The sequence below is a fragment of the Lentzea aerocolonigenes genome (assembly GCF_000974445.1).
Classification (GTDB): domain Bacteria; phylum Actinomycetota; class Actinomycetes; order Mycobacteriales; family Pseudonocardiaceae; genus Lentzea; species Lentzea aerocolonigenes.
The window spans coordinates 18,713-38,380 of the sequence record NZ_BBOJ01000029.1; the positions used below are offsets into that span (position 1 = coordinate 18,713).

At 68.2% G+C, this 19,668-nt stretch carries 23 protein-coding genes; 10 read left to right on the forward strand and 13 right to left on the reverse strand.

All coding sequences use genetic code 11. The features are described from left to right. Positions 1 to 17: 17 nt before the first annotated feature. A complete protein-coding gene (locus tag AOM45_RS42100) occupies positions 18 to 455 on the reverse strand; it encodes a VOC family protein (RefSeq protein WP_030468694.1) in 438 nt (145 codons plus the stop codon). Positions 456 to 508: 53 nt separating this feature from the next. Between AOM45_RS42100 and AOM45_RS42105 the strand changes: the two genes are divergently transcribed. Further along, positions 509 to 1,141 carry a TetR/AcrR family transcriptional regulator gene (locus AOM45_RS42105; RefSeq protein ID WP_030468695.1) on the forward strand — a complete coding sequence of 211 codons (633 nt, stop codon included), beginning with the start codon at positions 509 to 511 and terminating at the stop codon, positions 1,139 to 1,141. Here the strand turns inward: AOM45_RS42105 and AOM45_RS42110 are convergent. The 4 genes from AOM45_RS42110 to AOM45_RS42125 form a co-directional block, all read right to left on the reverse strand. Next, positions 1,132 to 3,651: an ABC transporter permease gene (locus AOM45_RS42110; protein ID WP_030468696.1), complete on the reverse strand. Its 2,520-nt coding sequence runs from the start codon at positions 3,649 to 3,651 to the stop codon at positions 1,132 to 1,134. The two genes, AOM45_RS42105 and AOM45_RS42110, sit on opposite strands and share 10 nt — an antisense overlap. After that, the gene (locus tag AOM45_RS42115) at positions 3,644 to 4,399 is read right to left on the reverse strand and encodes an ABC transporter ATP-binding protein (RefSeq protein WP_030468697.1); all 756 of its coding nucleotides are present in this window, start codon (positions 4,397 to 4,399) and stop codon (positions 3,644 to 3,646) included. The genes AOM45_RS42110 and AOM45_RS42115 overlap by 8 nt, the downstream gene beginning before the upstream one ends. A gap of 220 nt (positions 4,400 to 4,619) precedes the next feature. After that, positions 4,620 to 5,105: a hypothetical protein gene (locus AOM45_RS42120; protein ID WP_030468698.1), complete on the reverse strand. Its 486-nt coding sequence runs from the start codon at positions 5,103 to 5,105 to the stop codon at positions 4,620 to 4,622. A 46-nt stretch (positions 5,106 to 5,151) separates the two neighbouring features. Beyond that, complete coding sequence (locus AOM45_RS42125) at positions 5,152 to 6,138, reverse strand: LLM class flavin-dependent oxidoreductase (RefSeq protein ID WP_051783775.1); 987 nt, start codon at positions 6,136 to 6,138, stop codon at positions 5,152 to 5,154. A 29-nt stretch (positions 6,139 to 6,167) separates the two neighbouring features. Between AOM45_RS42125 and AOM45_RS42130 the strand changes: the two genes are divergently transcribed. From AOM45_RS42130 to AOM45_RS52545, 4 genes are all read left to right on the forward strand, one after another. Continuing rightward, positions 6,168 to 6,437, forward strand: a complete 270-nt coding sequence (locus AOM45_RS42130; RefSeq protein ID WP_030468700.1) for a GNAT family N-acetyltransferase — start codon at positions 6,168 to 6,170, stop codon at positions 6,435 to 6,437. Positions 6,438 to 6,469: 32 nt separating this feature from the next. Beyond that, positions 6,470 to 7,459, forward strand: coding sequence for an MBL fold metallo-hydrolase (locus tag AOM45_RS42135; protein WP_236704032.1), 990 nt, complete (start codon positions 6,470 to 6,472; stop codon positions 7,457 to 7,459). Beyond that, positions 7,456 to 8,181, forward strand: a complete 726-nt coding sequence (locus AOM45_RS42140; protein WP_308202588.1) for a lysophospholipid acyltransferase family protein — start codon at positions 7,456 to 7,458, stop codon at positions 8,179 to 8,181. Before AOM45_RS42135 ends, AOM45_RS42140 begins: the two co-directional genes overlap by 4 nt. A gap of 179 nt (positions 8,182 to 8,360) precedes the next feature. Beyond that, positions 8,361 to 8,801 carry a ClpX C4-type zinc finger protein gene (locus tag AOM45_RS52545; protein WP_030468703.1) on the forward strand — a complete coding sequence of 147 codons (441 nt, stop codon included), beginning with the start codon at positions 8,361 to 8,363 and terminating at the stop codon, positions 8,799 to 8,801. On the opposite strand, the gene AOM45_RS42150 is transcribed toward AOM45_RS52545, so the two are convergent. From AOM45_RS42150 to AOM45_RS42160, 3 genes are read right to left on the reverse strand one after another with little or no spacing between them, the layout of a single operon-like run. Beyond that, a complete protein-coding gene (locus tag AOM45_RS42150) occupies positions 8,776 to 9,216 on the reverse strand; it encodes a response regulator (RefSeq protein WP_030468704.1) in 441 nt (146 codons plus the stop codon). The two genes, AOM45_RS52545 and AOM45_RS42150, sit on opposite strands and share 26 nt — an antisense overlap. Beyond that, positions 9,209 to 10,744, reverse strand: coding sequence for a sensor histidine kinase (locus AOM45_RS42155; protein ID WP_051783779.1), 1,536 nt, complete (start codon positions 10,742 to 10,744; stop codon positions 9,209 to 9,211). Before AOM45_RS42155 ends, AOM45_RS42150 begins: the two co-directional genes overlap by 8 nt. Next, positions 10,741 to 11,886, reverse strand: a complete 1,146-nt coding sequence (locus tag AOM45_RS42160; protein ID WP_035910818.1) for a PP2C family protein-serine/threonine phosphatase — start codon at positions 11,884 to 11,886, stop codon at positions 10,741 to 10,743. The genes AOM45_RS42155 and AOM45_RS42160 overlap by 4 nt, the downstream gene beginning before the upstream one ends. A 65-nt stretch (positions 11,887 to 11,951) precedes the next feature. On the opposite strand from AOM45_RS42160, the gene AOM45_RS42165 reads away from it, so the two are divergent. After that, on the forward strand, positions 11,952 to 12,437 hold the full coding sequence (locus tag AOM45_RS42165) for a GNAT family N-acetyltransferase (protein ID WP_201780174.1): 486 nt from the start codon (positions 11,952 to 11,954) through the stop codon (positions 12,435 to 12,437). Here the strand turns inward: AOM45_RS42165 and AOM45_RS42170 are convergent. From AOM45_RS42170 to AOM45_RS42185, 4 genes are all read right to left on the reverse strand, one after another. Beyond that, positions 12,372 to 12,842, reverse strand: a complete 471-nt coding sequence (locus tag AOM45_RS42170; RefSeq protein WP_030468708.1) for a YkvA family protein — start codon at positions 12,840 to 12,842, stop codon at positions 12,372 to 12,374. The two genes, AOM45_RS42165 and AOM45_RS42170, sit on opposite strands and share 66 nt — an antisense overlap. Positions 12,843 to 12,844: 2 nt before the next feature. Continuing rightward, positions 12,845 to 13,252: a hypothetical protein gene (locus AOM45_RS42175; RefSeq protein ID WP_030468709.1), complete on the reverse strand. Its 408-nt coding sequence runs from the start codon at positions 13,250 to 13,252 to the stop codon at positions 12,845 to 12,847. 83 nt (positions 13,253 to 13,335) lie between these two features. Continuing rightward, complete coding sequence (locus AOM45_RS42180; RefSeq protein WP_030468710.1) at positions 13,336 to 14,079, reverse strand: anti-sigma factor family protein; 744 nt, start codon at positions 14,077 to 14,079, stop codon at positions 13,336 to 13,338. Then, the gene (locus tag AOM45_RS42185; RefSeq protein ID WP_030468711.1) at positions 14,076 to 14,645 is read right to left on the reverse strand and encodes a sigma-70 family RNA polymerase sigma factor; all 570 of its coding nucleotides are present in this window, start codon (positions 14,643 to 14,645) and stop codon (positions 14,076 to 14,078) included. Before AOM45_RS42185 ends, AOM45_RS42180 begins: the two co-directional genes overlap by 4 nt. 114 nt (positions 14,646 to 14,759) lie before the next feature. Here AOM45_RS42185 and AOM45_RS42190 point away from each other — a divergent pair, with 114 nt between their 5' ends. From AOM45_RS42190 to AOM45_RS42205, 4 genes are all read left to right on the forward strand, one after another. After that, the gene (locus AOM45_RS42190; protein ID WP_051783781.1) at positions 14,760 to 15,356 is read left to right on the forward strand and encodes a hypothetical protein; all 597 of its coding nucleotides are present in this window, start codon (positions 14,760 to 14,762) and stop codon (positions 15,354 to 15,356) included. Between the two features lie 61 nt (positions 15,357 to 15,417). Continuing rightward, positions 15,418 to 16,128 carry a DUF4142 domain-containing protein gene (locus AOM45_RS42195; RefSeq protein ID WP_051783783.1) on the forward strand — a complete coding sequence of 237 codons (711 nt, stop codon included), beginning with the start codon at positions 15,418 to 15,420 and terminating at the stop codon, positions 16,126 to 16,128. A gap of 163 nt (positions 16,129 to 16,291) precedes the next feature. After that, complete coding sequence (locus tag AOM45_RS42200; protein ID WP_030468714.1) at positions 16,292 to 17,119, forward strand: 4Fe-4S domain-containing protein; 828 nt, start codon at positions 16,292 to 16,294, stop codon at positions 17,117 to 17,119. Beyond that, a complete protein-coding gene (locus AOM45_RS42205) occupies positions 17,116 to 18,498 on the forward strand; it encodes an NAD(P)/FAD-dependent oxidoreductase (RefSeq protein ID WP_051783784.1) in 1,383 nt (460 codons plus the stop codon). The genes AOM45_RS42200 and AOM45_RS42205 overlap by 4 nt, the downstream gene beginning before the upstream one ends. Positions 18,499 to 18,699: 201 nt before the next feature. Here the strand turns inward: AOM45_RS42205 and AOM45_RS42210 are convergent, their stop codons facing one another. Next, positions 18,700 to 19,644, reverse strand: coding sequence for a beta-ketoacyl-ACP synthase III (locus AOM45_RS42210; protein ID WP_030468716.1), 945 nt, complete (start codon positions 19,642 to 19,644; stop codon positions 18,700 to 18,702). Positions 19,645 to 19,668 lie beyond the last annotated feature (24 nt).

The following is a 19,668-nucleotide window of genomic DNA, read 5'->3' on the forward strand; positions in this document are numbered from 1 at the left end:
ACGGCCTGGCACAGCACTCACGACTCCCTGGTGAACGGACGCGGCAACCCCTCCGGCAGCTCCAGCGGCACGGTGTAGAAGCGGAGCTCGTGGCCGTCCGGGTCGTGCACGTCGAGGAGAACCCAGCCGACCGGCGTCCTGATGACCCCGCCGTGCTCGACACCGCGTTCGGTCAGGTGTGCCGCGAGCGCCTCGATCGCTTCCTGGCCCGGCACGCCGATGGAGAAGTAGTCGAACCCGGCCGCGGCGGCCGCGCGATCCGGGTTGAGCCGCAACGCGAGCGGCGGTCCACCTCTGGCGTGGTCCAGGGAGACACCCATCCGCACGCCCTGCTCGACGAAGTTGACCATCAGCTCGTAGCCGAGGTTCGTCGTGTACCAGTCCAGCGACTTCTCGAGGTCGGACACCGGCAGTTTGAGGTGGTGGATGCCGTCCAGCAACGGTGTGGTGCTCATCGGTGACCCCCTGATTGCAGTGGGACTGCACTTATGCAGTTAGACTGCAACACATGCCAGGAGACGTCAACAGGGATCTGCGGGCGGCGCGCCGGGCGGACACCGAGGTCCGGATCGTCGAGGCGGCCACAGAGCTGTTCGTCGAACGCGGCTACGTCGCCACGACGCTGGCCGACGTGGCGAAACGAGCGGGCGTGGGGGCTCGCACGGTGTACGTGCGGTTCGCGACGAAGGCCGCGCTGTTGCAACGCTGCCTGGACGTGGCGATCGCGGGGGACCACCACCGCGTGGCCGTGCCCGACCGCGACTGGTTCCAGCAGGCGATGAACGCGCCGACCGCCCAGGAACGCATCGCGCGCATGGCCGGGATCAGCAGGCAACTGATGGACCGCACCGGGTCGTTGCTCCAGGTGGCACAACAGGCCGAAGCGGTCGAACCTGAGATCGCCGAACGCGCGCAGGCGGCCCGTGCGATGACGCATCAGGCCATCGGCGGCTTCTTCCGGAAGCTGGCCGCCGACGGCCTGATGTCGGACGAGAACGTGGACTGGGTCGCGGAGACGGGCGCGGTGCTCGGTCAGGCCGAGACCTACCTGCTGCTCACCAGGACCACGGGGTGGAGCGTCGAGGAGTACGAGTCGTGGCTGGCCGAGACCTGGACACGACTCGTCGGCACTCACTCGTAGGCGATCGCGTCCAGCACGTTCAGGCGCGCCGCACGGATCGCGGGCAGGATCGCCGCGATCACACCGACGAACGCGGCCACCACCAGGTACTGGACCATGGTGACCCAGGGGAACCCGATCTCCGAGATGCCCTGGTCCTTCAACGCCTGCACGGTCGCGAGCCCCAGCGCCACACCGACCGCGAGGCCGAGCACGGCGCCGAAGACCGAGATCACCACGGACTCGACGGTGATCATCCGCATCACCTGCGCCCGCCGCATGCCGATGGCCCGCAGCAGACCCAGCTCGCGGGTCCGCTCGATCACCGACAGCGCCAGGGTGTTGATGACGCCGAGGACGGCGATCAGGATCGCCAGCGCCAGCAGGATCTGGATCATCAGCAGGACCGTGTCGAACTGCGAGGTCGTCTGCTTCACGAACCCGCTGCGGTCCTGCACGGTGATCTCCGGGTTGTCCGCGAACAGCGGCTCGACGCGCTTCTGCACGTCCGCCACCGGCGTTCCCGGCTTCACCTGGACGAACGCCTGGCCGATCTGGTCGGACCGGAAGCTCTTGGCCGCGGACTCCGGCAGCACCAGCGCGCCTTGGAGCACCTGCGTCTTGGCCCAGATGAACCCGACCGTGTAGGTCTGCGGCTCGGCCTTGGCCAGTTGCAGGGTCACCGTGCTGCCGACGGACCAGCCCTTCTCGGCCGCGAGGTCCTCAGGCAGTGCGAGCTGGCCGTCCTTGAGCGGTGCGATGTCGCCGAACTTCGGCTTGAGGCCGAACATGGTCTTCATCGCGGCCACGTCGGTCGGGGCGATCGCGAACATCTGGTTCTCGCCCTGCAGCACGCCGTCGGAGGCCCAGCCGAACGCCGAGCTCACGCCGTCGGTCTGCTCGACCTTCGTCAGCACGTCCCGCTTGAACGACGCGGGCTGGCCCTCCATCTGGCCCTCGCCGGAGATGATGAGGTCCGTCTGGATCTGGCCCGCGGCGAGCTTCTCGATCGACTTGGTCGCCGACGTCAGCACCACGCTCACGCCGGTGATCAGCGAGATGCCGACCATCAGCGCGGCCGCGGTGATCGCGGTCCGGCGCGGGTTGCGCGCGGAGTTCCTGCGGCCCAGGAGCCCCGGCATCGACCACGACAGCAGGCGGCCGATCAGCGACACCATCGGCTTGGACAGCAACGGGGTCAGCAGCGCGACACCGACGAACGCCACCAGGATGCCGCCGAAGATCAACGTCAGCGACGCCTGGTTGAAGCCGAAGCCCAGCGCCGTGCCGCCCGCGGCCACCACGAGAGCGCCGATGATCGTGATCTTCGTCAGCGGCCGGTCCGGCGTCGCCGCCTCGCGCATCGCCGCGACCGGCGCGATCCGCGACGCCCGCAGCGCCGGCATGACCGCCGCGATCACGGTGACGACGATGCCGACCGCGAACGACGAGATCACCGCCGACATCGGCACGCCGATCCCCGCGAGCTGCAGGTTCGTGCCGCCGACGGAGCTGAAGATCTTCGCCAGCAACGCGCCCACGCCGATGCCGGCCCCGAGACCGATGATCGACGCGATCAGTCCGATCACGAACGCCTCCAGCACCACCGAGCCGATGACCTGGCCGCGCGAGGCGCCCATCGACCGCAGCAGCGCGAGCTCACGCGTGCGCTGGGCGACGATGATGGAGAACGTGTTGAGGATGATGAAGATGCCGACGAACAACGCGATGCCGGCGAACCCGAGCAGCACGTAGTTGAAGAACTTCAGGCCCTCGTTGATCTGGTCGGCCTGCTCCTTCGCCAGCGCCGCACCGGTCTTCACGTCGAACTTGGCACCGAGCTTCGCGGCGACGGCGTCCCGCAGGGCGTCGTCGGACGTGCCCTGAGCCGCCGTCACGGTGATCGACGAGAACGCGTCCTTCTTGCCCAGCAACAACTGTTGCGCCACCGGTTCGGTGAACGCCACCGACAGCTCGCCGCCCAGCGACTCGCGGCCGCCCGCGTACTCGTAGATCCCGGTGACCTTGAAGGTCTTCTTGGGCTCCAGCGTGAGCAGCCCGATCTCGTCGCCCACCTTGAAGCCACCGGTCGACGCGAGATAGGCGCCGAGGACGACCTCGTTGTCGGCGGCGGGTGCCCTGCCGTCGCGGATCTTCTCCTGGCCCGTGCCCGTCCAGTTCGAGCCGAACCGAGGCGCGCCGGACGTGGTGATGACCTTGTTGTTCTTGCCGATCGGGCGCACGGAACCCTGCACCTCGCCGACGGCGGACGCCACGCCGGGCACCGACTTGACGTCGGCGATCGCCTGGGGCGTCAGGGGTTCCGGCTCCTTGCCCTTCTCCTGCTTCGGCGACACCGACACGTCCGTGTTGGCGAAGGCCGACGAGAACAGGTCGGTGAACGACCGCTGGAGCGTGTCGGTCAGCACGAACGAACCGGACACGAACATCACGCCCAGCACCACCGCGAGCGCGGACAGCACCAGCCGGAGCTTGCGCGACAGCAAGCTCTTGAGAGTCGCCTTAAACATGCGGCACCGCGACCGAGTCGAGGTGCTTCATCGTGTCCAGAACCTCTTCCGCGGACGGCGACAGCAGCTCGCGGACGATCTGGCCGTCCTTGAGGAAGATGACGCGGTCGGCGTACGAAGCGGCGTTCGGGTCGTGCGTGACCATCACGATCGTCTGCCCGAACTCGCGGGCGGACCGCTGCAGGAACCCGAGCACCTCGGCGCCGGACTGCGAGTCCAGGTTTCCGGTCGGCTCGTCCGCGAAGACGACGTCGGGCCGTGAGACGAGCGCACGCGCACACGCCACGCGCTGCTGCTGGCCACCCGAGAGCTGCGTCGGCCGGTGGGTCAGCCTGTCCCGCAGACCCACCGTGTCGACGACGACGTCGAACCACGCCTTGTCGACCTTCTTGCCGCCGATCGCCAGCGGCAGCGTGATGTTCTCCTCGGCAGTCAGCGTCGGCAGCAGGTTGAACTGCTGGAAGATGAAGCCGACCTTGTCGCGCCGCAGGTCGGTGAGACCGCGGTCCTTCAACCCGGTGACCTTCGTGTCACCGATCCACACCTCGCCGCCCGTCACGTCGTCGAGGCCCGCGAGGCAGTGCATCAGCGTCGACTTGCCCGACCCCGACGGGCCCATGATCGCGGTGAACCTGGACCGTTCCAGTTCGACGCTCACCCCCGCGAGCGCGGTCACGGCGGCGTCGCCGGACCCATAAGACTTCCACACGTCAACGGCTCTGGCCGCGACTCCATCGGACGCGCTCACCTGTCTGTCCCCTCCTGTGGGTTTCGTGCGCACCATCATCAGCGACACGGACACACCGAAGGGTCAGGTTTCCCACTGAGATGGACCCTGAGATTAACCCCGGTGCCCCCGCCCCGAGCCGCCACGCTGAGAGAACTCTCAGCTGCGCCGCGTGCGCGCGAAGGTGCGTTGGAGGAAACGGTATTTCACCGCTGCCGCAGTGTCTTCAGACTTCGGAGTACTACGCCGTCAACTTCCGTCGCATCGGGACGGTCGGTTCCATCCGCCATGAAACCAGTTCGACGCGCAGGCCTTCCCTCAACGCGTTCTCGGCGAGCCAGTGGTCCACGTCCTCGCGGTAGGCGCGGGCCGGCCGCGGCCAGCGGTCCAGCCACTCGACGAACGCCGCGTTGCACGCGATCGGACCGCCCGGCGGACGCACACCCAGCACGAGCACGGGATCTTCTCCGGCGGTGAGAACAGCGGCGGTGTCGTGCGCACCACCGAAGAAGATCCGGTCCGCACCCAGCTCGCGGGCCTTGTCCGCCACCCCGAAGAAAGCCGACCCACGCCCGTGCGCGCGCACCACGAACTGGTGCGCGCGGAAGTCGGTGTCGAGGAACTCGTCGGCGTACGTGCCGTCGTCGGCCAGCACCAGCACGTTCGTACCGCCGGGGAGTGCCCCGACCTGAGCGGGATGCGTGATGCCGATGACGTTGATGCCCACGGCGACGATCCTGCCGAACGAGTGTTAACCCTTGGCAGCGCTTGCGTTAAACAAGTTTCGGAAGCACCTCGGCACCGAACAGGCGGATGGTCTCGATGACCGACTCGTGCGGCATGCCGCCGATGTCCACCATCACGAGGTGCGTGTCGATGGACAGCTGTTCCGCCAACGTGTTCAGCCGCTGCGCCACTTCCTCCGGCGTCCCGCACACCGCCGCGCCGTCCATGATGGCGTCGACGTCGATGTCGCCGTCCCCGCGCCACGGGTCCGCGAACCGCGCGTACTCGGCCAGGTGCGGCCGCCACCGCTCGCGCGCGTCCTCGTGGGCGACGAACACGTGGCTCGGCACGCCGACCCGTCCGCCGGGGAACCGTTCGCGGTAGCGCTGCACGACGTCCGAGTACATCGACGGGTCCCGCAGCGTCGACGGCAGCATCAGCGGCATCTCCAGCTCGGCGCCGAGATCCGCCGAGACCGCCGAGCCCGACCCGATCCACACCGTCGGCCGCGGCGTCTGCACCGGCCGCGGCGTCGTGGTCACCTCGCTCAGCTGGCCGCGGAACCGCCCGTCCCAGCTCACCGACGGCTCCTCCAGCAGCTTGAGCAGCAACCGCAGGTGCTCCTCGAACCGCGCCCGCAGCTCACCGGGCTGCACGCCGAACGCCGCGTCCGTCTGCTGGTCGACCCCGCGCGCCACGATCAGCTCGGCCCGCCCGTCGGACAGCACGTCTAGCGTCGCGAGCGCCTCGGCCACCAGCACCGGGTCGCGGTGGGCGAGCAGCGTCACGCCCGTGGAGAGGCGCAACGTGGACGTCCGTGCCGCCACCGCCGCGAGCAGCAACTCCGGCGCGGACACGATGTACCGGGTGAAGTGGTGCTCACCGATCGCGACGCCCGCGAACCCTGCTTCCTCGGCCACCACCGCCTGCTCGACCATCGCCCGCAGCCGGTCGGCCTGCGACACTTCCTCGCCCGTGCACGGGTTCGGCAGGTGGTCACCCAGGATCAGCAGGTAGACGTCCATGGCCGTCATTTTCCATCCGTCCGGGGCAAGATGGTTGAGTGGTCACCAACAACGAAGCCGAAAGCCGCTACGAGATCCACGTCGACGGCGCGCTCGCCGGGTTCCTCGAGTACCGGACCGTCGGCGGCGTCCTCGCCCTCGTGCACACCGAGGTCGACGACGCCTACGCCGGCCAGGGTCTCGGCGGCAAGCTCGCCAAGTACGCACTGGACGACGCCGTGGCCCGGGATGTCAAGATCTCACCGTTGTGCCCGTTTGTCGCGAAGTACATCGACAAGCACCCGGAATACCGTGTTACCGTCCGGTAATAGTTGTTGTCGCTAACAATGAGGTGGCGAGCGTGTGGAGTGAGCCAGGCGCGTTCGAGGTGGCACCAGGTGTGCACCGCATCCCGCTGCCGTTGCCGAACGACGGGCTGCGCGCGGTCAACGTCTACGCGATCGAGGACGGCGACGGCCTGGTCATGGTCGACTCGGGCTGGGCGCTCGACGAGGCCCGTGACCAGCTCGAGGTCGCGCTCGGGACGTTGAACAAGGGTTTCGACGACATCCGCCGGTTCCTCGTCACGCACGTGCACCGCGATCACTACACGATGGCGGTGTCGCTGCGCCGGCTGTTCGGCAGCAAGATCGGCCTTGGGCTGGGCGAGCAGCCGTCGTTGCTGCACATGCTGCACGGCCAGGACGACCAGCACGTCGCCGACCTGCGCAAGTGGGGCGCGAGCGAGCTGGCCGAGACGTGGATCAGGATCATGCACCACGTCGACCGCGGCGAGGCCCTGCGCGACTACGAGGAGCCCGACGAGTGGCTCACGGCGTCGACCCTCGACCTCGAACACCGCAGGCTCGAGGTCGTCCCGACCCCCGGTCACACTCGTGGCCACGTCGTGTTCGTCGACCACACCGCGAAGGTCCTGTTCTCCGGCGACCACGTGTTGCCGCACATCACGCCGTCGATCGGCTTCGAGCCGCTCAGGCCCGAACTGCCACTGGGCGACTACATGACGTCGCTCAGGCTCACGCGCGCGTTGCCGGACCTCAAGCTGTTGCCCGCGCACGGCCCGGTGACCGACAGCTCGCACGCCCGCGTCGACGAGCTGTTGCAGTTCCACGAGCAGCGGCTGGAGGAGATCGGCAAGGCCGTGGCGGGCAGTGCGTTCGAGACCGCCCGCAAGATCGGCTGGACCCGCCGCCAGCGCCGGTTCGACGACCTCGACATGTTCAACCAGGTGCTGGCCATCGGTGAGACGGCCGCTCACCTCGACGTTCTGGTCGAACGTGGTGAATTGACCAGAACGGAGAACGCCGGCGTGCTCGAATACCAGACGTGACAAGGCTCGAGCTGGCCGCCTGGACCTGGAAGATGCCCCGCAGAGGCCGGGGCTTCTGGTTCTCGCTGGCGATCGACGTGCTGTGGCCGGTCGTCGTGCTGTTCGTCCGGCTGAAGGTGCGGGGCAGGCACAACGTGCCGGGCAACGGCGGCGTGATCCTCGCGTTCAACCACCTGTCCAACTCCGACACCGTCGCGGCCGTCGTGTTCGCGCTGATGTCGAAGCGGGTGCCGCGCGTGCTCGCGAAGGCCTCCCTGTGGCGCACACCGGTCATCGGCTGGGTCATGCGCTCCGGTGGCCACATCCCGGTCGAACGCGGCACGGTGAAGGCCTCGGAGGCGCTGCGGCCCGCCGTGGAGGCGCTGCGGAACGGCGAGTGCGTGATGGTGTTCCCCGAGGGCACGTTCACCGACGACCCCGACCTGTGGCCGATGAAGGGCAAGTCCGGCGTCGCGCGGATGGCGCTGGAGAGCCGCGTGCCGGTCGTGCCCGTCGCCGAGTGGGGCACGCACGAGCTGTTGCCGAAGGGCACGATCCTGCCGAGGTTGTTGCCGCGCAAGAAGGTCGAGGTCGTCGCCGGAGCACCGGTCGATCTGTCCGACCTGTACGACCGCGAGCTCACGGCCGAGGTGTTGGACGAGGCCACCGCTCGGGTCATGGACGCCATCACGACCATGTTGTCCGGCATACGTTCCGCGCAAACGGGTAGCCAAAAAGCATGACTGCCCCGAATGAAGTTGTGATGAGGCCGGGGGGAGACGGGATGTGGGCGCCCGTGGTCCCCGAACCGCGTGAGCCCCAGGAGTGGGTCGTGCAGGCCGACGACGACCCGTTGATCGTCCGCGGCGTCGACTGAGTGACTGTCTAGACACACTAGACGCGTCTAGCTAGCCTAGACGCCATGACTCTTGACGAGGAACTGCTGACGGTGGCGCGCAAGGCGGGTACCGCCGCCGCTGCCGCTCAGGACCAGGCCGACATCGCGAAAGCCGTGTACCACCACTCCGTGCTGCGCCTGCACCGCGCCGGAGGGTCGATGCGCGAGATCGCCGAAGCGTTGAAGATGAGCCACCAGCGCGTGCACCAGATCGTCGAGCAGTCCAAGCGGACCGAGCGGTGCTGGTTCTGCGGGCGCGCCGGTGACGAGGTCGGCAAGCTGATGGCCGGACCGGCCGCGCTGATCTGCGACCTCTGCGTCGCCGAGGCTCAGGTCGCCGAGGTGGGCGACTGCTCGTTCTGCAGCGAGACCAAGCCGGTGCACGCCGGTGCGGAAGCGCAGATCTGCCGGTCCTGTCTGGACTTCAGCGCCGCGGTCATCAGCGCGGCAGCTTCACCACGGTGACGAAGAAGTCGTCGATCTGCCGAACGACCTCGATGAACCTGTCGAAGTCGACCGGCTTCGTCACGTAAGCGTTGGCGTGCAGGCTGTAGCTGCGCAGGATGTCCTCCTCGGCCTCCGAGGTGGTCAGCACGACGACCGGGATCGACCGCAGCTCCGGGTCGTTCTTGACCTCGCTGAGCACCTCGCGGCCGTCCTTGCGGGGCAGGTTCAGGTCGAGCAGGATCAGCCCCGGCCGCGGCGCGTTCTCGTACTTGCCCTGGCGCCGCAGGAACTCGATCGCCTCCACGCCGTCCTTCACCACGTGCAGGGTGTTGCGGATCTTGTGGTGCTCGAACGCCTCCTGGGTCATCAGGGCGTCGCCGGGATCGTCCTCGACGAGCAGGACGTCGATCACGTTCAGCGGTGACTCAGTCATGTACTTCCTCAACCTGGACGGCAACTGCGGGTTCTGCGAGCTCGGGCACGACGGGCAGGGTGAACTCGAAGCTCGTGCCGGAGTCCACATCGGTCCTCAGCCAGATCGTGCCGCCGTGGTACTCGACGATCTTCCGGCACATCGCCAGTCCGATGCCCGTGCCCGGATAGGCGTCCTTCGGGTGCAGGCGCTGGAAGATCACGAAGATCCGGTCAGCGTACTCGGGCTCGATCCCGATGCCGTTGTCCCGCACCGTGAACTTCCACATGTCGCCGTCGCGTTCGACCTCGACGGCGATGACCGGGGCTTCGGTGCCCTTGAACTTCAACGCATTGCTTATCAGGTTCTGGAACACCGCGCTGAGCAGAGACGCCTCACCTCGGACGGAGGGGAGCTCCGCGATCTCCAGCCGGGCGCCGGTCTCCTCGACGCGTTCGGAGTAGTTGTCGACGACCTGGCGCACGATCTCGTTGAGGTCGACCAGGGTCTGCTCGCGGGTCAGCCGGCCGACGCGGGAGAACGCGAGCAGGTCGTTGATCAGCACCTGCATGCGTTTCGCGCCGTCCACGGCGAAGTTGATGTACTGCTCGGCGCGGTCGTCGAGCTGGCCGCCGTAGCGCCGTTGCAGCAGCTGGCAGAACGACGCCACCTTGCGCAGGGGCTCCTGCAGGTCGTGCGAGGCGACGTAGGCGAACTGCTCCAGTTCGGAGTTGGACCGCTGCAGTTCCGTCTTCGCCTCGTCGAGCGTCGCGAGCTCCTGCACGATCCGGCGGCGCATCGCGTTCACGTCCTCGCCGAGCATGACCGTCTCGCGTGGACCGTGGGCGTCGATCTCGCGCTGGAAGTCTCCCGACGCGACCTCCCTGACCTGCTCCGCCAGGTTCGCCAGCGGATCGATCAGCAGGCGGTGCAGCAGCAGTGACAGTCCGCCGATCACCGTGACCAGCAGCACGCCCATGCCGATGAGCAACCACAGCACGACCCTCGCCGCGTGGTGCAGGTCGTCGCGAGCGGCCTTGCTGAGCCCGGCGATGTCGGCCTGCAACGCGCCGATCTCGGTGCGGAGCTGGTCGAACAGCACCTTGCCGCGCTCGATGTTGCCCGCGGGACCGACGGTGGGGCCGGACAGCTGGATGGCGGTGATCGCAAGCTCCGCGTACTCCGACCGCCACTGCCGTGAGAGGTCCTCGATGAGGCTGAGCCGGTGGTTGACGTCGCCGACGCGGTCGCGCACGGCCTGAACGGCCTCCGCCTCGGCTTTCTGGCCGTCCGTGTACGGCTTGAGGAACTCGTCCTTCCCGGTGAGGATGAATCCGCGCAGACCGGTCTCCTGGTCGAGCAGCGCCCGGTTCAGGTCCTTCGCGCTGCGTCCGGCGGGCTCGACCTCGTCCACCGACCGCACGCGCGCGCTGCTGAGGGCGTCCAGCGCGACCACGGTCGACGCGATCGCCACCGCGGTCATGGCGAGCAGGATCACGACGATGGCGGCCAGCAGGCGGCTTGCCGGCAACCTCTGCGGGAGAGTCACTTTCCGTCCTTCAGCAGCAGGATGGCCACGTCGTCGTCGAGCGCGCCTCCGTTGAGCTCCGTCACCTCCGCGATGACGGAGTCCATCCAGTTGGGGCCTTCCGGCAGATGTCTGTGCAGGATCTCGGACAGGCGCTCGACGCCGAGCCGGTCGACGTCGTCGGGTACCCGGCCTTCGATCAGCCCGTCCGTGTAGCACATCACCGACCAGCCCTGCGGCAGCTGGACGTCGACACCCGTCCACGCGTAGTCGGGCAGCACGCCGAGCGGAACGCCGATCTTCGACTGGGGCAGGTCCACGATCCGGCTGCCCACCAGCAGCAACGGCTCGGGGTGCCCGGCGAGGAAGTAGCGGGCCGACCGGCGGTCCGGCGCGACGGTCACCATGCACGCCGTGGTGAAGATGCCCTCGCCGTGCCGTTCCGCGACCAGCACCTGGTCGAGCGTCCGCAGCACCTTCTCCGGCGGTTCGCCCGCGAGAACCAGCGCACGCCAGGCGATCCGCAGGCAGACGCCCAGCGCCGCCTCGTCCGGGCCGTGGCCGCAGACGTCGCCGATGATCGCGTGGACCGTGCCGTCCGGCATTCCGACCGCGTCGTAGAAGTCGCCGCCGAGCAGCATGCGCTGGCCGCCGGGCTGGTAGCGGACCTCGAGGTCGACGTCCGAGTTCTGCAGCAGCGCGGGAGGGAGCAGGCCGCGTTCGAGGCGGGACCGTTCCGCGGCCCGCAGCTCGGCCTCGCGGAGCTTGCGCTGGGCGTCCTCGGCTCGGCGGCGCTCGACCGCGTACCGGACACCGCGCAGCAGCAGCTCGCCGTCGACCTGGCCCTTGATCAGGTAGTCCTCCGCGCCCGCGGCGACCGCCTCGATGCCTTCCTGCTCGTCGTTCAGCCCGGTCAGCACGAGGATCGCCGGTGCGTTGTGCTTGCCCAGCAGCCGGTGCAGGCCGTTGAGACCCTGCGAGTCGGGCAGGCCGAGGTCGAGCAGCACGCACTGGGCGCCCGCGAGTTTCTCCTCCGCCTCCGCGAGCGTGCGGGCGCGCGAGAGGATGAACGGCGCCCTGGCCTCCTCGAGCAGCGCCTCGACGAGCAGAGCGTCGCCATCGTCGTCCTCGACCAGGAGGACGCGCACGGTCTTGGTTCGCATCAGGTCGGACTTTAACGTTATTGGGCTGCGCGGTCCGCGTCCGACCTACCAGGATGTCGGGCGTGTTGATCCGTGTCGCCCAACCAGCCGAACTGCCGTACCTCCAGGAGATCGAAAACGCCTCGGGGGAGGTTTTCCGCGACGTCGGCATGCCCGAGATCGCCGACGACGACCCGATGTCGCTGGAGGACCTCGCCGAGCACGAGGTCTGGGTCGCCGTCGGCGAGGAAGGCCTGCCCGTGGCGTTCATCGCGATCGGTGACGTCGACGGCGCCACCCACATCCACCAGATCAGCGTGCATCCCTCGCACGCACGCCAGGGGATCGGCGCCGCGCTGATCGAGCACGTGAAACGCGGCGAGCGCGCTGTGACGCTGACGACGTTCCGGGACGTGCCGTGGAACGAGCCGTACTACGAGCGCCTCGGGTTCCGCGCCGTGACCGAGACTTCTCCCGGCCTGGCCGAGATCATGCGCGAGGAGGCCTCACGGGGACTCGATCCCGCGACCCGTGTCGCGATGATCCTTCTCCCAGCGCAGGTACGAGCCTGAGGCGAGGGAAAGGGTGCTGAGCAGCCACACCACGACCCCCGCGTCGTCGGCCACCCCGATCACCGGCAGGAACTCCGGCAGGACGTCGATCGGCGACACGAGGTACACCAGCGCGGCCGCCCACAGCACCACCTGGCTGCGCGGCAGCTCGGGGTAGTTGCCGCTGCGCCAGGCCTTCCACAGCCGCGGCAACGCCTTCAGGCGCTGGATCGGGTTCCCGACGGGACCGGGGCTGTTCCGCGCGCGTTTGCGGCGGTTGCGCAGCACCCCCAGTCCCGCGAACACCACGCCGAGTGCGAGCAGCACCCAGCCGGCGACGGACGAGCTCAGACCGCCCAGCGGGGCGGTGCGGAACAACAGGATCAGCAAACCTGACAACGAGATGAGCGATCCGAAGACGACCATGGCTAACTGGGCTCCTGGAACAGCATCGTGGGCGCCGGCTTGTGCGGCTGCTTCTGTTGCGGTTCTGGCTGCTTGAGCTCGATCACGGGTTCCGGTTCCTGCTCGGGAACCTCCTTCGCCACGGGCTTGCGCGCCGTCTTCACCGGCGCGGGTGCGGGCTGGTCCAGGGCGGCGCGCGCCTTGGAGATCCACACCTTCTGCATGGCCTCGTCCTTGCTGCCGGCCGCTGTCGCCGCGAGTCCGGAGAGGACACCCCGGATGCGCGGGACCAGTGCTGGATGACGCCGAATCGCCTGCCACACAGCGTGATCACCCGGAAGCCGGGAGTTCACGAGCTGCTTGACCTGAGCGCGCAGCTCCTCTGTGGACAGATCGAGCCAACGCTCGACCGCTGACGGGCCAATCGCCACGTGTACTGCCTCCCCAAAAACGACAACCGCCCCCACAGGATCTCACGGATCCGGTGGGGGCAGTGGGCTGGTGTGGGAAAGCGTCAGGACGCGACGACTTCGAGCAGGGTCTTCCCGTTCTCGTCGACGATCCGGAACGTCGCGATCTCGTGCCAGCGCATGGCCACGTTCGCCTGGAGCCGGATCGTCTTCTTGTCGCCGGCCACCGGTTCCGGCGCGTACCAGGACGTGACCTGCGCGACACGGCCCGCGCGGCCGACAGCGACGAGCGAGCCCCTCCCGGGGCCGTTCATGCCGCTGACCTCGATGTCCATCGAGGTGCCCCAGGCCTCGTCCGAGGCGGTGATCTTGGTGAAGACGCCGCTGTTCGGGTCCTGCTGCTGCACCTTCATCGACGAGTCGGTGGAGTTGTTCGCCACCCTCGTCTGCGAGGTCGTGGTGCCGGGGTTCTGGGGTGCAGCGCGGTTCGAGCCGTCGTCGCTGCCGCGCACGACCAGCGACGTGACAACAGCCGTCACCGCCACGATGCCGGCGGCGGCGGCCGCGACACCTTGGGCGACGAACCACCGTCTGCGCTTCCTGCGCGCCGCGACGGCGTCCAGCATGACTCGCACCGACTTGCCGTCCGGGCGTTCCGGCGCTGTTCCGCGCAGCATTCCACCCGCGTCGGCCTCGTCGATGAGGTCGGGCACCACCGCGAAATCGCGCAGGTCAAGGGCACACCTGCGACATTCCGTCAGGTGGTTCTCGAACGCCTCCACCTCATCGGCATCGAGGATGCCGAGCACGTAGGCGGCGACGTCGAGGTGATCTGGTGCCGTTGTCACCGCGTCTCTCCCCGATCGTGCAACGCACGCCGCAACGCACGGAGCGCGTAGTACACCCTCGACTTGACCGTTCCCGGTGGCACACCCAGTGCCGCCGCGGCCTCACCGACGGTGCGGTCCCGCAGGTATGTCTCGAGAATAGCCTCCCGGTGTTCCTCTGAGAGACCGTTCATCGCCTCGGCGACGACGATCGCTGCGAGGGTGCGATCCTCCTCGCCGCCCGAAGGCGACTCGTCCGAAGGGGTCAGTTCGAACTCCTGCGGACGGACGCTTCTCTTTCGTCTGTCGTCAATGACCAACCGCCTTGCCACCGTGAACAACCACGACCGCAGGAGCACGGGGTCACGTTCGAGTTTCTCGGCATTGCGCCATGCCCTGACCAGGGTTTCCTGCACGATGTCCTCGGCCCACTGACGATCATGGCCCGTCAACCTCATGCAGTGTCCCAGCAGGGCACTGCCGAATTCCTCGTACAGCCGACGGATCAACTCTTCCTCGAGAGATCCCGGTCTTGGTGATTGTTCGTCTAACTCGCGTTGACGTCTATGCCGCGCCACGGGGGACATCCTTGCCTCAAGAACCGGCCGAAGTCGAGAGGCAAATATTCCTCACGAAGTCCGTGAACCGTTGCCGGATCGTGTCCGTACTCCTCGGTACCCAAGCCGAGAAAGGACCTGCCGATGCGACGTGGTCAAGCCATCACCGCCCTGGCGGCACTGGCTGTCAGCCTCACCGCGTGCGGCAGCACCCAGACGCCTCCCGGAGGCTCCGGAGCAGGCGGTTTGTCGGCGAAGAACGCCGACAACAGCGCCTCGATGGCGCTGTACATCTCCAACCGGGACGACCTCGGGTGGTTCGTGACCGACGGCGACGGGCTCCCGCTCTACCGCTTCGACAAGGACACCCCGAAGCCCTCGAAGTCCAACTGCGAGGGCGAGTGCGCCAAGACCTGGAAGCCCGTCCCGGCGGACAAGCCGGTGATGGCGACCGGGGTCGACCCGATCTCCATGGGCGTCCTGACCAGGCCTGACGGCACCAAGCAGCTCACCATCGCGGGCTTCCCGCAGTACACCTACGCCGAGGACAAGGCCGCTGGTGACCTGAAAGGACAGGGAAAGGGCGGCACGTGGTGGGTCACCGCCCCCAACGGCGCCAAGATCACCGGCGGGAAAGCGCAGAACAACAGCAAGAGCAGCGGTACGCCCGGCACGTCCCCCAGCCCGAGCGCCGGTCAGACGCCGTCGTCTGCGCCGACGTCGGGTGCGCCCGGCTACTGAGCCCACTGCTCGATCTCCAGCCCCCTACCGACTTCCCCTGAACAACGAGGACATCAAGACGATGACCAGAGCCCTCGCCACCGTCTTGGCGATGTTGTTCCTCTTCTCCGGCCTGACCGCCACGGCTGCAGCTCAGCCCGCGGACACCGGCGGAGTGATGGACACCCCGAGCGGACCACTGACCGCGAACGACCGCGAACTGCTGAACAAGGTGCGCCAGGCAGGCCTGTGGGAGATGCCCATGGGTGAGCTCACGGCCACCAAAGCGTCGAACGCCAGGGTCAAGCAGATCGGCAAGATGATCATGCTCGACCACATGATGCTCGACAACCTGACGAAAAAGACGGCTTCGGGCTTCGGGCTCACCACCCCGGACGTGCCGAACCCGGCTCAGCAGTCGTGGATGGACGAGCTGAACGGTCTCGAAGGAGACGCGTTCGACCAGGCGTTCGTGGCCCGGCTCCGGGCGGCGCACGGTCAGGTCTTCAACTTCATCGCGAAGGTGCGCACGCAGACCCGCAACGACGTGATCCGCGGGTTCGCGCAGGCCGGCATCGACGTGGTGATGAAGCACATGACGTTGCTGGAGAGCACCGGTCTCGCGGGCGACTCGTCGTTCGCGGAACCCCAGCCCGCCGGCGGCATCATCAACGCCAGCCTGGCCTCCGGTGAGGGGCCGAACATGTGGGTGATCCTCTCGGTCACCGCCGCGGGAGCGGTCCTCACGATCCTCCTGCTCCGAGTACTCCGCCCGCGACGACCGGTGCGGTGATTGGGCAAGACCCCGTTGTGTGACGGGAAACGGAGGTGGTGTCCCAAGGTCAGAGGCACTCCAACGCGGACCTGTTCCCACCCGCCCGGCCCTGATGTGTCCACTCCTGCACTAGCAGGGCCGGGCGGGTTCCCGCGAGAAGTTCTTTCCGGAGGAAGAGTTGTTGTCCAGCCAGATTCCGCTCCTGGTGGCCCAGGCATCCGAGTTCGACTCGGGCGTCAAGAAGATGGCGCAGCTGTCTGCCAGGCTGGCTTACGTCATGATGTGCGCCACCTTGTCCTGGGGCGTGCTCATCGCGACCGGATGGGCCGAGAAGCTCACCGGCCGTGAGGGACTCAAGAACGGGCACATGGTGCTCGCCTCGCTGACCATCGCGTTCGGCAGCATCCACGCCTTCGCCTTCACGTTGATCCAGACCGGCACCTTTCCCTTCTACAAGCTGCTGATCCCCATGGTCGACGGGGGCCTCTTCCGGCACGCGCTCGGCATCGTCGGCCTGGAGGTCATGGCCGCGATCGCCATCCTGGCCTCCATGCGGCACAAGGTCTTCTACCGCAAGTGGCTCCGGTTCCACCAAACGGCGTATGTCGTCGTGGGTGCCACCGTGGTCCACTCCTGGTTCGGCGCCATCGCGAACGGCAACCTGTCCGTTCTCTGGCTGGCCGGCCTCACCGTCCTCGTCCCGACCGCGACCCTGGCCCTGGCCCGTTTCCTGCCGCCCGAGGTGCTCACCCGCATCGGCATGCTCGACTCCGAGCGCGGCAAGGAACCCGGTGTCGGCGAGGGCGACGCGATGGACGTGAGCGTCAACAACGAGAAGTGCCACCGCTACGGCACCTGCCAGGCGGAGGCCCCGGATGTCTTCCAGTTGATCGAGGACAACCGCCTGACCTACAACCGCCGCCCGCCCGAGGAGCACTTCGCCCAGGCCAGAGCGGCACAGCGCGCGTGCCCGATGCGTGCGATCGAGATCAGGGAGCGAGTGAAGTGAGCGAACGGATCGTGGTCGTCGGCGGCGGGCTCGGTGGAGTCCGTTCCGCGGAACGGCTGCGGGAGATGGGTTTCGACGGGCAGATCACGATCCTGTCCGCAGAGCGGCACCTCCCGTACCACCGCCCATGCCTGTCGAAGCAGATCATCACCGGTGAATGGCACCCGGACGACTCGCTGCTGAACTTCTCCGGCGACCTGGACGCCGAGTGGCGCCTGAACTCGCCGGCGTTGCACCTGGACCCGAAGAAGCAGTCGGTCTGGGTCCCCGGCGGCGAGGAGATCAAGTACGACGGCATGATCATCGCTACCGGCGTGGACGCCAGGGCGATGGGCGGTGCTCCGCGCCACGACCCGCGGGTGCACGTGCTGCGGACGCTGGACGACGCGGTCGCGATCCGCAAGAACATCCGTCAGTCGCAGGGCCTCGTCGCCGTCATCGGCGGTGGGTTCATCGGCTGCGAGCTCGCCTGTTCGGTTCGTCACATGGGCCGCGACGTGGCTCTGATCGTGCGCTCGCCCGCACTGCTGGGCGGTGTCGTCGGCGACGAGATCGGCAAGAAGATCACCGAGGCGCATATCCACCACGGCGTGCGACTCGCCACCGGCGTCGGCATCAAGCACTGGGTGCGCCAGCCCGGCGGCATCGGCATCCACCTCTCGGACGGCCAGGTCTTCTTCGCCTCGTGCGTGGTCCTCGCCGTGGGCGCCGCGCCGGCCGTCGACTGGCTGCGCGGCTCCGGCCTGGACATCTCCGACGGTGTGCTGTGCGACGCCACGAACCACGTGGTCGGCGCCGAGAACATCGTCGCCTGCGGTGACGTCGCCCGCTGGCCCAACATGCGCTTCAACGGCGCCGTGCGCCGCGTCGAGCACTGGCTCAACGCCGTCGAGGGCGGCCGCGTCGCCGCCGAGAACCTCCTGGTCGGGCGCAACCACGCCAAGACCTACACCCCGGTCCCGCGTTTCTGGACCGAGCAGTACGGCATGCGGGTCCAGGGCGCCGGCCTCCCGGTCCTGGGCACCGACACCACCGACGTGAACGGTCTGACGGGCTTCATCGCCAACGGCAAGCTCGTCGGCATCGTGGGTCTCGAGTCCCCCGGCAAGATCATCACCGAGACCCCCGAGCTCTTCCGTCAGAACCAGGTGGACACGAACGTCTCGGTGTGGACGCAGCCGGCCGAGGAGACCAAGGTCGCTGCCGTTCCAGAAGTTCTTCCCACGACCCAGATCCAGGTTCCAGAACCAGTCGCCGCCCACGCGTCATCTGTACCCCCGTCCGTCTCGTCGTCGATGTCCCCGCCTTTGCAGCGGCGGCGGCATTCACGTTCGAGGCCGGAGATGGTGCGAGTGGGCGGAGGACGCGCGAGGCCCTAACCAGGCCGGAGGAGGTACCACTGCCGGCACAGGGCAAGCGGGAACGGCGAACTCCGACGTCGTTCGCGTGGCCAGGTGGCGGACCGATGACACCACGCGGACGATGCGCTCGTTCCCGCGTCGGCAGGTCGGCCTCTTCTACTCGTGCGTCACCAACGGTGTGGCGGCTCGGCGGGCTCCCGAGCCGCCACACCGGTCTTTCTACGGACAGGTCACGACCTGTCCCGCCCACGACAGCCCGCCCCCGAACGCGAACAACAGCACCGGCTCGCCCGACGGCAGCTCCCCGCGTTCCACCATCTTCGACAGCGCGAGCGGCACCGAAGCCGAGGACGTGTTGCCCGACTCGACGACGTCGCGGCCGATCACCACTCCGTCGGGCAGGCCGAGCCGGCGCGTCAGGGCCTCGATGATCCGCAGGTTGGCCTGGTGCGTGACGACTCCCGCCAGGTCGCTGAGGGCGATTCCCGCCCGTTCGCAGGCTTGTGCGGCCACGGACGGCAGTTCGCTGGTCGCCCAGCGGAACACCGCCTGCCCCTCCTGCGCGAACTGCGGGTGCCACTCGTCGACCAGCCGCACGGCGTCGCCGCGGCTCGGGTCCGAGCCCCACACGACAGGGCCGATCTGAGCGGAGTCGGCGGCGCTGATGACCGCGGCGCCCGCGCCGTCGCCGAGCAGGATGCAGGACGAACGGTCGGTCCAGTCGACGAGGTCCGACATCTTCTCGGCGCCGATGACCAGTGCGTTCCTGGCGGCGCCCGCGCGCACGGTGTGGTCGGCGGTGGCCAGGGCCGTGCAGAAGCCCGCGCAGGCGTTGTTGAGGTCGAAGCAGACCGCGGACGGGATGTTCAGGCGCGCGGCCACCTGGGCCGCGATCGACGGGCAGCGGTCCACGGCCGAGCAGGTGGCGACGATGACCTGGCCGATCTCGGACGGCGCGAGGCCGGAGGAGGCCAGGGCCTTCGACGCCGCTACGGCCGCCATGTCCGTGACGGATTCCTCCGCCGAGGCGATGCGGCGGGTCGCGATGCCCGTGCGCTGGCGGATCCACTCGTCGTTGGTGTCGACCATCTTCTCCAGGTCGGCGTTGGTCAGCACGCGTTCGGGTTGGTGGTGGCCGAGCGCGACGACACGGGATCCGGACAAGGTGAGCTCCTTCGGCGAGGCGAC